General features: G+C 72.1%; 13 protein-coding genes. 6 read left to right on the top strand and 7 right to left on the bottom strand.

Annotation, left to right across the window (positions count from 1 at the left end; all coding sequences use genetic code 11):
• Positions 1-29: 29 nt before the first annotated feature.
• Positions 30-833 (top strand): GNAT family N-acetyltransferase, encoded by an 804-nt coding sequence (locus tag HD593_RS28140; protein WP_185105058.1) that lies wholly within the window; start codon positions 30-32, stop codon positions 831-833.
• Positions 834-844: 11 nt separating this feature from the next.
• Here the strand turns inward: HD593_RS28140 and HD593_RS28145 are convergent, their stop codons facing one another.
• Together HD593_RS28145 and HD593_RS28150 are read right to left on the bottom strand one after the other, a co-directional pair.
• Complete coding sequence (locus HD593_RS28145; RefSeq protein WP_221525001.1) at positions 845-1,591, bottom strand: class I SAM-dependent methyltransferase; 747 nt, start codon at positions 1,589-1,591, stop codon at positions 845-847.
• A 148-nt stretch (positions 1,592-1,739) separates the two neighbouring features.
• Positions 1,740-2,585 (bottom strand): helix-turn-helix transcriptional regulator, encoded by an 846-nt coding sequence (locus HD593_RS28150; protein ID WP_185105059.1) that lies wholly within the window; start codon positions 2,583-2,585, stop codon positions 1,740-1,742.
• Positions 2,586-2,672: 87 nt separating this feature from the next.
• On the opposite strand from HD593_RS28150, the gene HD593_RS28155 reads away from it, so the two are divergent.
• Both HD593_RS28155 and HD593_RS28160 read left to right on the top strand, forming a co-directional pair.
• On the top strand, positions 2,673-3,446 hold the full coding sequence (locus HD593_RS28155; protein ID WP_185105060.1) for an SDR family NAD(P)-dependent oxidoreductase: 774 nt from the start codon (positions 2,673-2,675) through the stop codon (positions 3,444-3,446).
• 34 nt (positions 3,447-3,480) lie between these two features.
• Positions 3,481-3,858: a nuclear transport factor 2-like protein gene (locus HD593_RS28160; RefSeq protein ID WP_185105061.1), complete on the top strand. Its 378-nt coding sequence runs from the start codon at positions 3,481-3,483 to the stop codon at positions 3,856-3,858.
• Here the strand turns inward: HD593_RS28160 and HD593_RS28165 are convergent.
• On the bottom strand, positions 3,846-4,964 hold the full coding sequence (locus HD593_RS28165; protein WP_185105062.1) for an FAD-dependent oxidoreductase: 1,119 nt from the start codon (positions 4,962-4,964) through the stop codon (positions 3,846-3,848). The two genes, HD593_RS28160 and HD593_RS28165, sit on opposite strands and share 13 nt — an antisense overlap.
• A gap of 53 nt (positions 4,965-5,017) precedes the next feature.
• On the opposite strand from HD593_RS28165, the gene HD593_RS28170 reads away from it, so the two are divergent.
• Entirely contained in the window at positions 5,018-5,710 is a 693-nt protein-coding gene (locus tag HD593_RS28170) for a TetR/AcrR family transcriptional regulator (RefSeq protein WP_185105063.1), read from the top strand.
• Positions 5,711-6,047: 337 nt separating this feature from the next.
• Here HD593_RS28170 and HD593_RS28175 read toward each other — a convergent pair whose 3' ends face one another.
• Positions 6,048-6,311: a hypothetical protein gene (locus tag HD593_RS28175; protein ID WP_185105064.1), complete on the bottom strand. Its 264-nt coding sequence runs from the start codon at positions 6,309-6,311 to the stop codon at positions 6,048-6,050.
• 193 nt (positions 6,312-6,504) lie between these two features.
• Here HD593_RS28175 and HD593_RS28180 point away from each other — a divergent pair, with 193 nt between their 5' ends.
• Complete coding sequence (locus HD593_RS28180; RefSeq protein WP_185105065.1) at positions 6,505-7,527, top strand: zinc-dependent alcohol dehydrogenase family protein; 1,023 nt, start codon at positions 6,505-6,507, stop codon at positions 7,525-7,527.
• Between the two features lie 113 nt (positions 7,528-7,640).
• On the top strand, positions 7,641-8,543 hold the full coding sequence (locus HD593_RS28185) for a helix-turn-helix domain-containing protein (RefSeq protein WP_185105066.1): 903 nt from the start codon (positions 7,641-7,643) through the stop codon (positions 8,541-8,543).
• 119 nt (positions 8,544-8,662) lie between these two features.
• Here the strand turns inward: HD593_RS28185 and HD593_RS28190 are convergent, their stop codons facing one another.
• The 3 genes from HD593_RS28190 to HD593_RS28200 all read right to left on the bottom strand — a co-directional run bounded on the left by HD593_RS28190 (position 8,663) and on the right by HD593_RS28200 (position 12,576).
• Entirely contained in the window at positions 8,663-9,445 is a 783-nt protein-coding gene (locus HD593_RS28190; protein WP_185105067.1) for a MerR family transcriptional regulator, read from the bottom strand.
• A gap of 77 nt (positions 9,446-9,522) precedes the next feature.
• Positions 9,523-11,061 (bottom strand): serine hydrolase domain-containing protein, encoded by a 1,539-nt coding sequence (locus HD593_RS28195; RefSeq protein WP_246546756.1) that lies wholly within the window; start codon positions 11,059-11,061, stop codon positions 9,523-9,525.
• A gap of 225 nt (positions 11,062-11,286) precedes the next feature.
• Complete coding sequence (locus HD593_RS28200; protein WP_246546757.1) at positions 11,287-12,576, bottom strand: serine hydrolase domain-containing protein; 1,290 nt, start codon at positions 12,574-12,576, stop codon at positions 11,287-11,289.
• Position 12,577 lies beyond the last annotated feature (1 nt).

Raw genomic sequence — 12,577 nt, forward strand, 5'->3', positions numbered from 1 at the left:
TCCGTGGTGCGCTGGCTAGGGTGCCGACCATGATCTCCCTCGCGAGGCACCGGCTGACCCCCGCCGAGACCGGCCCGGCCCTGCGCGCGCTGTCCGAGTGGACGCCGGCCGACGCCCCGGGCGGCGGCCTCCACCCCGGGGACGTGGGATGGCTGCTGCGCTTCGACGACGCGGCCGTCTTCGTCTGGACCGACGACGGGGCACCGGTGGCGGCCGGCTTCCTCGACGGTCCCGTGCTGCGCGTGACCGCCGCGCCCGGCGCCGACCTCGGGGCGGTCGCTGCCGACGCCGAGGACCTGCTCGATGCCGGCAACGACCGGACCGACGGCCTGCCCGTGCCCGGGTGGGAGCTCGATCGGGAGGAGCCCTGGCTCGTCCTGTCGTGGACCCCGCGTCCGGTGTCGAGCCGCGCAGGACCGGTCGGTGAAGCCGACGCGGCCGACCGGGTGCTGGTGCAGCGGTCCGCCTTCGCCGGATCCACGTTCACCGTCGAGCGCTGGCGCGCGATGAAGGCGTCGCCGGCGGGCGGGCTGGCCGTCGAGACGCTCGTCCGCACGCCCTCCGGGGAGCCCGCGGCCGCCGCGACCGGCTGGTTCGCCGGCGTGGGCAGGTGCGGGCTGCTCGAACCGGTGGGCACCCATCCCGGCCATCGCGGGCACGGCCACGGCCGCGATGCGGTGCTGGGCGCGTGCGCGGCCCTCGCCGAGCGGGGTGCGAGCGCGGTCGCCGTCGTGACACCGGCCACGAACGAGGCCGCGGTGGCGCTCTATCGATCCGCCGGCTTCACCGTCGTCCGCGAGAACCATGACTGGGTTCGTACTCCACGAGCCTGACCGGCGCCCTGTCAGGCGACGAGCAGGCGCAGGCCCAGCTCCGCCGCGTCGAGGGTGAGGAGTTCGCGGTTGCGTTCTGCCCACCGGCCCGAGTCGAGGTCGTCACGCAGGTCGCGCACCACCCGCCGCTCGACCTCCGCCCCGACCTTGGCCCACACCGACACCCCGCGGCGCACCCGCTCGTCCAGATACGCCTCGGGCCGGCGCCAGTGGGCCTCGAAGAAGCCGTCGGCGCAGTCCCACGGGATGGGCACCGGCTCGGCGCGGGCTCCGATCGCGCCGGTCAGGTCGTCCAGCGGCGGCCAGCCGGTCAGGGCCGCGGCGACCTTGGGCAGGTAGTCGCGGGTGAGCCAGAACCGCTGGGACCAGTCGGGGTCGTCGCCGTCGAAGGTGAACACCACCACCCGGCGGGCCACGCGCCGCATCTCGCGCAGCCCGGCGATCGGGTCCCGCCAGTGGTGGACGGTGCTGACCGCCATCGCGGCGTCGAACGACCGGTCCTTGAAGGGGAGGCGCTCCGCTGTGGCGGCCACGCACGGCGCCGCGCCGGCGGGCCGCTGCGCCCGCATGAGCGCCGACGGTTCCACGGCGGTGACGTCGCGGTCGGGGGGCTCGTAGGAGCCGGTGCCGGCTCCTACGTTCAGCACCGTCCGCGCGTCGCCGAGCGCGGCCCAGATCTGCGCGGCGATCCGCGGCTCGGTGCGCCGCGTCACGGTGTAGGTGGCTCCGATGGTGTCGTACAACTGGGCGTTGGACATGTCGCTGCCTCTCCATCGTGGACCCGTCAGGTGACGCGTGGGATCTGCCTCGCCACGGCGGTGCGCCGATGATCACCGTACCTGGCGGCAGGCACGGGCGCAGCTCGCCCACGTGCGCGAGCGGGCCGGATCCTCAGCGCGGGCCGGCTCAGCCCGGTACGTTCATGCGCTGGGTGCCGATCACGGAAACCAGCCGCAACGCCTCCTCGGCGGGAGAGCCGGGGTCGGCCGTGTAGATCACCACTTGCTGGTCGCGGTCGGAGATGTCCAGCACGGTGCAGTTCAGCGTGATGGGGCCGACGAGCCGGTGGTGCAGGGTCTTGCGCAGGCTCGGCCCTGACGACACGTCGTGCGAGGCCCACAGGCGGGCGAACTCCGCGCTTCCCTCCTGGAGCTCGGACACCAGTTCCGCCACCTCCGGGGAGTCCGGGTAACGGGCGGCGGTGGCGCGCAGCCGCCGGGCCGCCTCGTGGGCGAACGCGGCCCGGTCCGCCTCGGCCAGGACGGGAGGCCGGGGCCCGTCCAGGAAGGCGTACCGGACCAGGTTGCGGTCGCGCGGGGCCAGCGCGGAGAAGTCGGTCATCAGGGCGGCCGCCAGGTCGTTCCAGGCGATCACCTCGTAGGTCGCCGACAGCACGGTCACGGCGGCCTGCGCCAGCCGGTCCAGCAGGTCGAGAACGTTGCGGTGCACCTCGCGGCACGGGCCGGGCGGCGGGCCCGGCGGCGCGCCGGCCAGGTGGTGCAGGTGGACGCGTTCGGCGTCCGACAGGCGCAGCGCCCTGGTCAGGGCGGCCAGCACCTCGCGCGACGGGCGCGGGGCACGGCCCTGTTCCAGGCGCGTGTAGTACTCCGTCGAGATGTACGCCAGCTGGGCCACCTCCTCGCGGCGCAGCCCGGGAGTGCGGCGCCGCCGTCCGGCCGGCAGGCCCACGTCGGCGCTGGAGATCCGCTCACGCCTGCTGCGCAGGAAGGCGGCCAGTTCCTGTCTGTCCACGCCTCCACTATGCGTGCCAGGCGCGGTGCTCAGCCAGGTACAGCCGATGCCTGGCTGAGCCTCGCCGCCACGGACCAGCCTGATGCCATGACTGATGACACGAACACGGGCCTGCTGGCCGGCAAGGTCGCCTTCGTCACCGGTGCCGGGAGCGGCATCGGCGCCGCCGCGGCGCGGCTGTTCGCCCGAGAGGGCGCCACGGTGCTGCTCGCCGCCCGGACCGAGAGCCGGCTCAAGGCCGTGACCGAGGAGATCCGCGCGGCGGGCGGCACCGCCGACCACGTCGTGTGCGACCTGGCCGACCCGGCCGGCGTCCGCGCCGCCGTGGAGCGGGCCGTGGACCTGTACGGCCGGCTCGACGTCGCCTTCAACAACGGCGCGACGGCGGTGCCCCCGGCCCCGATGGACCAGATGCCGGAGGCCGACTTCGACCTGATGTACACCGTGAACTTCAAGGGCCAGTGGGTCGCCATCGCCGCGGAGGTGGCCGCGATCCGGGCCACCGCCGGGACCGGGGCGATCGTCAACACCTCCACCGTCGGCAGCTGGGGGCCGAACCCGTTGCTGCCCGCCTACGGCGCCATGAAGCGAGCGCTCAACAGCCTCACCGAGTCGGCCGCCGCCACGTACGGACCGGAGGGCATCCGGGTCAACGGCATCGCCCCCGGCACCACGCTGACCGCGATGGTCGACGCCTGGGAGGCCGTCTCGCCCGGCATCGTCGAGCAGCTCACCGCGCGCGCCTCGCTGCGCCGCGCGGCCGCGCCGGAGGAGGTGGCCGAGGCCGCCGCCTGGCTGCTCAGCGACCGCGCCTCCTACGTGACCGGCGCGGTGCTGCGGGTGGACGGCGGCCTGGGTTGAGCGGCGACGGCATCAGCAACGAAAGGCCAGGCTTATGCGCACTCTCCTTGTCACCGTTACGAGCGCCCTGGCGCTGCCCCTCGGCCTCGGCCTCGCTCCGGCCTCCGCCGAGGCGGGACCGGAGCGGCGGACCGAGGACCGGACCCGCGCGCTCCTCGCCGCGTTCGAACGCCGGGACGTGAAGGCGATCAGCGCGAGCATCGACGAAAACGCCACGTTCACGATCCCGCTGTCCTTCTCCGGCGCCTCCGAGCCCGCCGGCCATTTCGCGGGCAAGGAGCAGATCCTCGGCTACGTCGACAGCGTGCTCACGCATGGAAGAACGGCCGCATGGTGCACACCGACGAGTACGCCAACCCGATCACCCTCTGCAAGGTCTTCGAGGGCCTTGGCTGCTGATCAGGACGGCTGAACCTCGTCGAAGAGGGCGAGGGCCTCGCCAGGGTCCGGGCTGACGAGGCGTTCCAGACCGGCCGTCGCCATCTGCCCCCACCTGGCGGCCCGTGCCCACAGGCGTTCCTCGAAGGCACGGACGGTCTCGTCCAGCTCGCCGGGGGCGGCGGCGATGGCCTCGGCGAGTTCGGCGCCTCCCAGCATCGCGAGGTTCGCGCCCACCCCCAGCGGGGGCATCAGGTGGGCGGCGTCGCCCAGCAGCGTCACCCCGGGGACGTGGGCCCAGGTGTGGGCGACGGGCAGGACGTAGAGGGGTCGGTGGACGAAGGCGGTGCCGTGGTGGAGGAAGTCCAGGACGGGGGCGGTCCAGCCGTCGTACAGAGTCAGCAGGCTTGATCGCACGGCCTCCGCGTCGGCCCAGTCCAGGCCCGCGTGCCAGTCCAGCGGCGCGCGGAACTGGGCGTACACCTTGACGTGGCCGCCGCTGTTGCGCTGGGCGACGAACGCGCGGTTCACGCCGTACACGGCCACGGACCCGTCGCCGACCAGCCGGGCGAGCCCGGGGTGGCGGGTGTCGACGTCGTCCAGGGAGGTCTCGACCAGGGTGATGCCGGTGTAGTGCGGCGTCGCGGGCGAGACCGCCCGGCGGACCCGGGACCACGCCCCGTCCGCGCCGACCACCAGGTCGAACGTCTCCTCCCGCCCGTCCGCGAACCGGACGAGCACGCCGTCCCCGGTCCCCGGCACCACCTCCGCCACGCCCCTCCCCCACTGAACGTCCAGCGGGCCGAGCAGCAGGTCACGAAGCTGCCCGCGGTCGATCTCGGGATGGGCCCTGTCATCCGGGCGGGCCGGCCAGTCGCGCAGCACGGTGCCGTCCACGTCCAGGATGCGCATGGCCTGCCCCTCCGGACGGGACAGCGCCTGGAACTCCGCCAGCAGGCCGGCCTTGGCCAGCGCGAGCTGGCCCATTCCTTCGTGCAGGTCCAGCGTGCCGCCCGGAGGGCGGGCGTCGGGGGCGGGATCGCGTTCCAGGACGGTGACGGGGTGATCGTGGTGGTGCAGGACGCGGGCGAAGGTCAGCCCGGCGGGGCCGCCTCCGACCACGGCAATACGCTGTCTCATGTCAATACACTGTATTGGTCCGATACGGCGTATCGCAACAGTACGATGTATCCATGACTGTGTGGGACAGGCCGGAGCCGCCGACTCGCCCCGCCCCCCTCGACCGGGAGCGCATCGTCGCCGCCGCCATCGCACTGGCCGACGAGGGCGGGCTGGAGGCGGTGTCGCTGCGCAAGGTCGCCGCCCGGCTGGACGTCGGCCCGATGCGGCTGTACGGCTACATCTCCACCAAGGAGGAGCTGTTCGACCTCATGGTGGACGAGGTCCACGCCGAGATCCTCCCCGAGGAGCAGCCCGGCGACTGGCGGGAGACGCTGCGCGCCCACGCCCACCGCACCAGGCAGGCCACCCTCCGGCACGAATGGCTGGCCGACCTGCTCGGCGGCCGTCCGGCCCTGGGCCCGAACGCCCTCGCCGTGAACGAGTCCAAGCTGGCCGCCCTCGACGGCCTCGCCGACCTCGACACCGCCATGCGCGCCGTGGAGACCGTCGCCGCCTACACCATCGGCGCGATCAGGCGCGAGATCGCGAGCCTGCGGGCCGAGCGCGCCACGGGCCTGTCCGACCGCGACTGGCAGCGCGCCTCCGGCCCGTACGTGATGAGCATGCTGGCCACGGGCCGCTTCCCTGCGCTGGCCAACATGGTGCACAACAGCAGGGAGGTGAGTGCTGAGGTGTCGTTCGCGACCGGCCTGGACTGGGTCCTCGACGCCGTGGCCGCCAAGCTCACCCGGCCGCAGGCGTGACGCCACCCGCGGCGAGCACCCGCGGATCCACAGATCCGGATCGAGACCAGGTTCCTTCTCGACCCGGGCGGCTTCAGGGACCTGGCGGACGCGCTGGGGCGGCTGTGGCCGGAGCTGGTCGCGGGCACCTTCGACGAATTCGCGCCCGCCGCCGGCGGGCGATCGTTACGACCGCTGTGCGCGGCCGTGCTGTGCCGCGGTTCGCACAATTGCCTGCAACGCCGCCAGATGTCCATCGAGCGACGCTCGCCCTTCGGGGGTAAGCGCCAGCCAGGTGCGCGGGGTCTTGCCCACGTGCGGGTGGTGGACCGGAAGGCTTCGTCCAAACCGCCGTCGTTCACGTTGGTTCCTTCTTGCGCAGGCCGGCCCACACCACAAGGCCGACGATGACACCCAGGCCCGCGCGCACCCACCGGAACTCCGGGGTGAGGTCGAGCGAGACGAAGAAGAACGTGCCACCGTGCACGACCAGGCCGGCGAGGAGCACACCGGTGCCGATGGTGGCGAACCGCCAGCCGGTCTCGGCGGGAGCGATGCCCGCCATCGTGATCGCACCCGCCACGAGCAGGCCGCAAGGCGCGGTCGTGCGTGTCAGGGGCATCCCGGCGAAAAAGAGAGCGTCTCGCCTGTTCAGGCCTCGCCCACCAGGGGAAGGCACCCCGGTGGGTAGGGGACCGGTTGTGCCGGGCACCTGGCCACCGGCGGTGACGTACCTTCCACGGCAGGCCTAGGACGCTCAACGGCGCCCGCTGCTCCGCCGCCATCACCTGACACCTGTGAAGGAGACACCTGTCATGCGTGGAGTAGTTCTGCACGGCCCGGGCGACGTACGCGTCGAGGACCGCGCCGACCCGCGGATCGTCCAGCCCACCGACGCGATCATCCGCGTCACCGCGGCCTGCGTCTGCGGCTCGGACCTGTGGCCGTACCGCGGCGTGGACAAGTCCGACGAACCTGCCCCGATGGGCCACGAGTACGTCGGCGTGGTCGAGCAGGTCGGCGACCAGGTCAAAACGATCAAGGCCGGGGACTTCGTCGTCGGATCGTTCTTCGCCTCCGACAACACCTGCGAGATCTGCCAGGCCGGCTACCAGTCCCGCTGCGTGCACGCCGAACTGATCGGCGCGATCGGCACCCAGGCCCAGTACGCGCGCATCCCGCTGGCCGACGGCACCCTGGTCGCCACCCCCGGCCCGCCGGACGCCGGCCTCGTCCCGAGCCTGCTGACCGCCTCCGACGTGCTGGGCACCGGCTGGTTCGGCGCGGTCGCCGCCGAAGCCGGCCCAGGCAAGACCGTGGCCGTGGTGGGCGACGGCGCGGTCGGGCTGCTCGGCGTCCTGGCCGCCAGGCAGCTCGGCGCCGAACGCATCGTCGTCTTCAGCCGCCACGCCGACCGGCAGGAACTCGCCACCGAGTTCGGCGCCACCGACATCCTCACCGAACGCGGCGACCAGGGCGTCACCCAGCTCAAGGAGCTCACCGGCGGGCTGGGCGCGCACTCGGTCATCGAGGCCGTCGGCACCCAGCAGTCGATGATGCAGGCCATCCGCTCCACCCGTCCCGGCGGGCACGTCGGGTATGTCGGGGTCGCCCACGGCGTCGCGCTGCCGGGGGAGGAACTGTTCTTCTCCGGCGTGCACCTGCACGGCGGGCCGGCTCCCGTACGCCGCTTCCTGCCCGAGCTCATCGGCCTGATCTGGGATCGCACGATCGACCCGGGCAAGGTCTTCGACCTCGAACTCCCGCTGGAGGAGGCCGCCGAGGGCTACCGGGCGATGGACGAACGCCGCGCCATCAAGACCCTCCTGCGTCCCTGACGACCCCGGGCCGTGTCCAGCCCCGAGACGGAACGCCTCTTTTTTTTGGGGGGGACAAGCTCAACCCCCCTGCCGCCGCCACCTGCGCGAACCCTGCGACTACCGTGGAGGGCATGGACCAGCACCGGCCCGACCACCGCGCCCAGATCCGGGACTTCCTCGCCACCCGGCGCGCCAGGCTCACCCCTGAGCAGGTCGGGCTGCCCACCAGCGGCCGGCGCCGGGTTCCCGGGCTGCGCCGCGAAGAGGTCGCCGTGCTGGCGGGCGTGAGCACCGAGTGGTACACCCGGCTGGAGAAGGGCCACATCAGCGGCGTGTCCGAAGAGGTGCTCGACGCGGTCTCCCAGGCCCTGCGCCTGACCCAGGACGAACGCACCTACCTGTTCGACCTGGCCCACGCCGCCCGGCCCGCCCGCCGCACGCCCTCGCGCCGCAAGGACGTCCAGGTCCCGCCGCGGGTCCAGTGGCTGCTGGACTCCATGACGATGTCGGCGGCGTTCGTACGCAACGGCCGCCAGGACCTCGTCACCTACAACGCGCTGGCCCGGGCCCTGCTCGCGCCGGTCTTCGACAGCCCTGCCACCCCACGGCACGGCCACGCCAACATCGCCCGCTACGTCTTCCTCGACCCCGGCTCCCAGCAGTTCTACGTCGACTGGGACGAGGCCGCCGTCATCAGCGCCGCCCTGCTGCGCGCCGAGGCCGGACGCGAACCCCACGACCGGGCCCTGCGCGACCTCGTCGGTGAGCTGTCCACGCTCAGCACCGAGTTCCGCAGCCAGTGGGCCGTCCACGACGTGCGCATCCGCCACGACGGCACCAAGCGGCTGTGGCACCCGCAGGTCGGCGACCTGGAGCTGACCTACCAGTCGCTCGACCTGCCCATCTCCAACCGGACGGTGTACGGCCTCACCATCTACACCGCCGAACCGGGCAGCACCTCGGAAGAGCGGCTCAAGCTCCTGGCCAGCCTGGCAGCCACCCAGCCGGCACACCCCACCAGTCAGCCGCGTTGAAGCGCGCGCCAGCGCAGCCGGACGGATGCGCTTCGTAGGCGGATTCCCTCAGGTCAAGACCCCAAGGACGTTGCTCGTGAGGAGACGCACCCAGCGCGGGACGAGCCGCCCCGGCGCGGTCAGTGGGTGTCTGGCCTGGGGATACGGATGCCCGCGGCGCGGAGCTTGGCCTCGACGAGCGCGACCCCCCGGGCCGCGGCCGATTCCTGCTCTTCGCCGTAGTGGGCGATCAGGTGGTATCGGGCCGCGGCGTCGGTGCGGGCCTGCAGGCCGGTCACGATCTTCAGGTGTGCGGGGTTGGCGAGGAAGTGGTCGGCAACGGCGGTGGCGAGTTCGGCCAGGCGCGGGTCGTCCGGCTCCCACGTCGTGGCCTCGGTTGCCTGCTTGGTCAACGCGACGAAGCCGGGATCGTCGAGGGCGTGCTCGACATGAGCGAGGTAGTCGTCGAAGCCCTCGGGGACCAGGGCCCTGGCCAGCACCCAGCCCTCCCTGGTGGCGGCAACCTGGTCCGCGGGGAGGCCGAGGCCGGACATCCGCTCCAGCAGCGCCACGGCGCGGTCGGGCAGCAGGGCCCGGTCTCCGTCGGCGAGCCGGTGCAGCATGTCACGGCGCGCGGTCAGTTCCTCGATCCGTTCGGTGAGCTGCCGCTCGACGTCGGTGAGCGCGGCGGCGAACAGCGCGGTGTCGGCGTCGAGCAGGGGCCCGATGTCGGCCAGCGGCACTCCGGCGGCGGCCAGTGTCCGGACCTGCACCAGCCGCAACAGCTCGGCCGATCCGTACCTGCGGTAGCCGGAACTGTCGCGTTCCGGCTCCTTCACCAGGCCGAGCTTGTGGTAGTGCCGCACCGTCTTCACCGTGACGCCGACGAACGCCGCCGCCTGCCCGATCGTGACTCCGTTCATCGGCGATATCCTGCCTTGTGTTCGAGCTCGGGGACCAGGCATACCACAGAGCATGTGAGCGTACGGGTCACAGGTGTTCAGCCCGCCGGCTGAGCCGGATCGGCCTGCTCGCCGCAGAACACCTCGTTGACGAGCCTTTGCTGGGCGTCCCGGAACGCTGTCGTGAGGGACATGTCGGCGTCGTCCACCCAGTTCAACACGGCGGTCATGGTCTTGCCGCCGTCGGGCGTGCTGAACATCAGCGATGCGGAGCCGACCAGGCCGCCGTTGTGGGTGATGACGGTGCCGCCGCAGTCCGTCTTCTGGACGAACACTCCCAGCCCGTAGTCCATGTTCGGGATGCCCGTGGCGCGCGCGGTGCACATCTCGGCCAGCAGTGGGGCCGGCAGGAGCTTGCCACCCAGCAGCGCGGAGATGAACGTGGCCAGGTCCTGGCTGGTCGAGATCATGTCACTGCCGATGGAGCCCCAGGAGGGGTTGAGGCGGGTGATGTCGATCGTCCGCTGCCGGCCGTCTTCCTCGTAGCGGTAGTAGACGTGGGCGTGCGGCTCCGGCATCTCCGGCGAGGCGTCGGGCACCACCGTGCCCGACAGCCCGAGCGGCCCCAGGATCCGCCGCTGCATCTCCTCGGCCAGCGGGCGGCCGGTGACCTTCTCGATCAGCAGCCGGGCCAGCACGTAGTTGGTGTTGGAATAGCTCCAGCCCGTCCCCGGCTCGAACCGGGCCGGCTTGGACAGCGCCAGCCGTACCAGCTCCTCGGGCCTGTAGGTGTGGAACCGGTTGTCCACCCACTCCTTGCCCGTGGCGCCGAAGGGCACGGGGATCCCGTACACGATGGACCCGTCGTCGTAGACCTCGCCGGTGTAGTTGAACAGCCCGCTGGTGTGCTGCAACAGCATCCGCACCGTGATCCGCCGGTCCAGCCCGAACTCGGGCAGGTATGCGGCCGCCGGGGTGTCCAGCTCGATCGTGCCCTCGGCCACCAGCTGCAGCACCAGGGTCGCGGTGAAGGTCTTGCTGTTGCTGCCGATCCGGGCATGCCCGTTGACCGGCGGCTTCGCGGTCCCGCCCAGCTCGGCCACCCCTGCGCTGCCGGCCCACTCGCCCCGCTCATCGCGCACGCGCAGCGACACCGCCACGAAACCGGACTCGACGATCTCCTCGATCGCCTTCTGCAGCTCCGGGCGATCCTGCCCGTCCACGACGGCCATCCTGGCGGCATCGATCGCTTCGGTGATCTTGCGGGCCATCTCGGCCGCTGCGGGGCTCGGCTGGCCCTGGTGCAGCTGGGCGGTCTCGACAGCGGCGAGGACGGTGCCGCGGAAGTTGTCGGCCTCGGCCGGATCCTGCTGCTGCAGCAGGTTCATGGCCGCGGTCAGGGCCGGCAGCACGCGGTCGGCGATCTCGGCCACGGACTTGCCGGTCAGGTCCTTGCCCTGGGGGTGGTCGGCGAGCACATGCCCGATCGGGCCGGTGGCCGAGCCCAGCGCGATGCTGCCGTTGGCGGCGATCTTGCCAGGCCGGCCGGCGGCACCGGCGGCGGCCATCAGCGCTACGGCGCCGTACGCGGCAATCCGCAGGGTGTTCTTGTCCTGGTCGGAGAGGGTGATCGTCATGGTGGTCGGCCCTTCGAAGTTGTTCTGTCCGGGCCGGCTTCGCGCCGGCTGCGCTGAGCTTCCACCCTGACCCAAGGTCAACCTCAACTGTGATCTGGACCACAGTTGCCGTGGGGGTTCGAGACAGATTCGGGAGCCGGGACTCTGCCACCCGCCGGTGGCCATGCGCGCGTCGGAACTGTCACCGGCATCATGCCGACGGCCGCTGCCGCCGGCATGGCCTGGTCAGCTTGCGGGCTGCTCGCCGCAGAACGCCGCCTTGACGAGCCCGTCCAGCAGGTTCGGATAAGCGGCGAGGTCGAACGCGGCGTCGCCGGCGGTCACCGAGGCGGTCAGGGTCTTGCCGCCGTCGGGCGAGCTGTACATCAGCGCCGCGTAGCCCGCCGGAGGGCTGCCGTTGTGGTTGAGAACGGTGCCGCAGGCCGGACCCAGATCCTTCACGAACATTCCCAGGCCGTAGCGGCCGTAGAGGGGGTCGCTCGTCGGGTGCGGCTCGCGCATCTCGGCCAGCAGCTTGGCCGGCAGGAGCTTGCCGCCGTTCAGCGCGGCGAAGAACGTCTGGAGATCCTTGGTGGTCGAAATCATGTCACCGGCACCTGCCAGCAGGGAGGGGTTCTGGCGGGAGACGTCGGCCACCTTCCACTCACCGGCGTCCTGGTAGCGGAAGTAGCCGTGGGCGTACGGGTTGGGCAGCTGTGCCCGGTTGCCCGGCACCACGGTGCCCTTCAGCCCGAGCGGCCTCACGATCCGCCGCTTCAGCTCCGCGTCGAACGAATGGCCGGTGACCTTCTCGATCAGCAGCCTGGCCAGCGTGTAGTTGGTGTTGGAGTAGCTCCAGTCCTTCCCCGGCGCGAACTTCACCGGCTTGGACAGCGCGAACCGCACCAGCTCCTGCGGCCGGTAGGAGTGGAACCGGTTGTCCAGCCACTCCTTGCCCGTCGAGGGAAGACCGGGCACCCATGTCCCGTCGGGGTCGAGGTCGCCGGTGTAGTTGAACAAGCCGCTGGTGTGCTGCAGCAGCATTCGCACCGTGATCCGGCGGTCCAGCCCGAACTCGGGCAGGTAACCGGCCGCCGGGGCGTCCAGCCTGATCTCGCCCTCGGCCACCAGTTGCAGCACCACGGTCGCGACGAAGGCCTTGGTAACGCTGCCCACCCAGAAATGCCCGTTCGCCGGCGGCTTCGCGCTCGCGCCTAGCTTGCGCCGTCCGGCGCTGCCGGCCCACTCCCCCCGCTCATCGTTCACGCGCACCTGCACACCGAGGAAACCGGCATCGACGAACGCCTGGACGGCCTTCTGCAACTCCGGGCGGTCCTGCCCGGCAGCATCCTTCGACACGACCGCGCTGCTGTCCGCGCGCGCCGTGGCCACAGCGGGTGCCATCGTCCCGGCCAGCAGCCCGGCCGCCAGCCCGGCCGCCAGCGCTGTGACCGCCACCGGCCGGAAGACGGTGTGCCGGCGCCTCGGCGCGCCACCGTCACGGCGCATCGTCCCCATCACGTTGCCTTGTTCCATC

This window comes from Nonomuraea rubra (assembly GCF_014207985.1).
GTDB lineage: Bacteria > Actinomycetota > Actinomycetes > Streptosporangiales > Streptosporangiaceae > Nonomuraea > Nonomuraea rubra.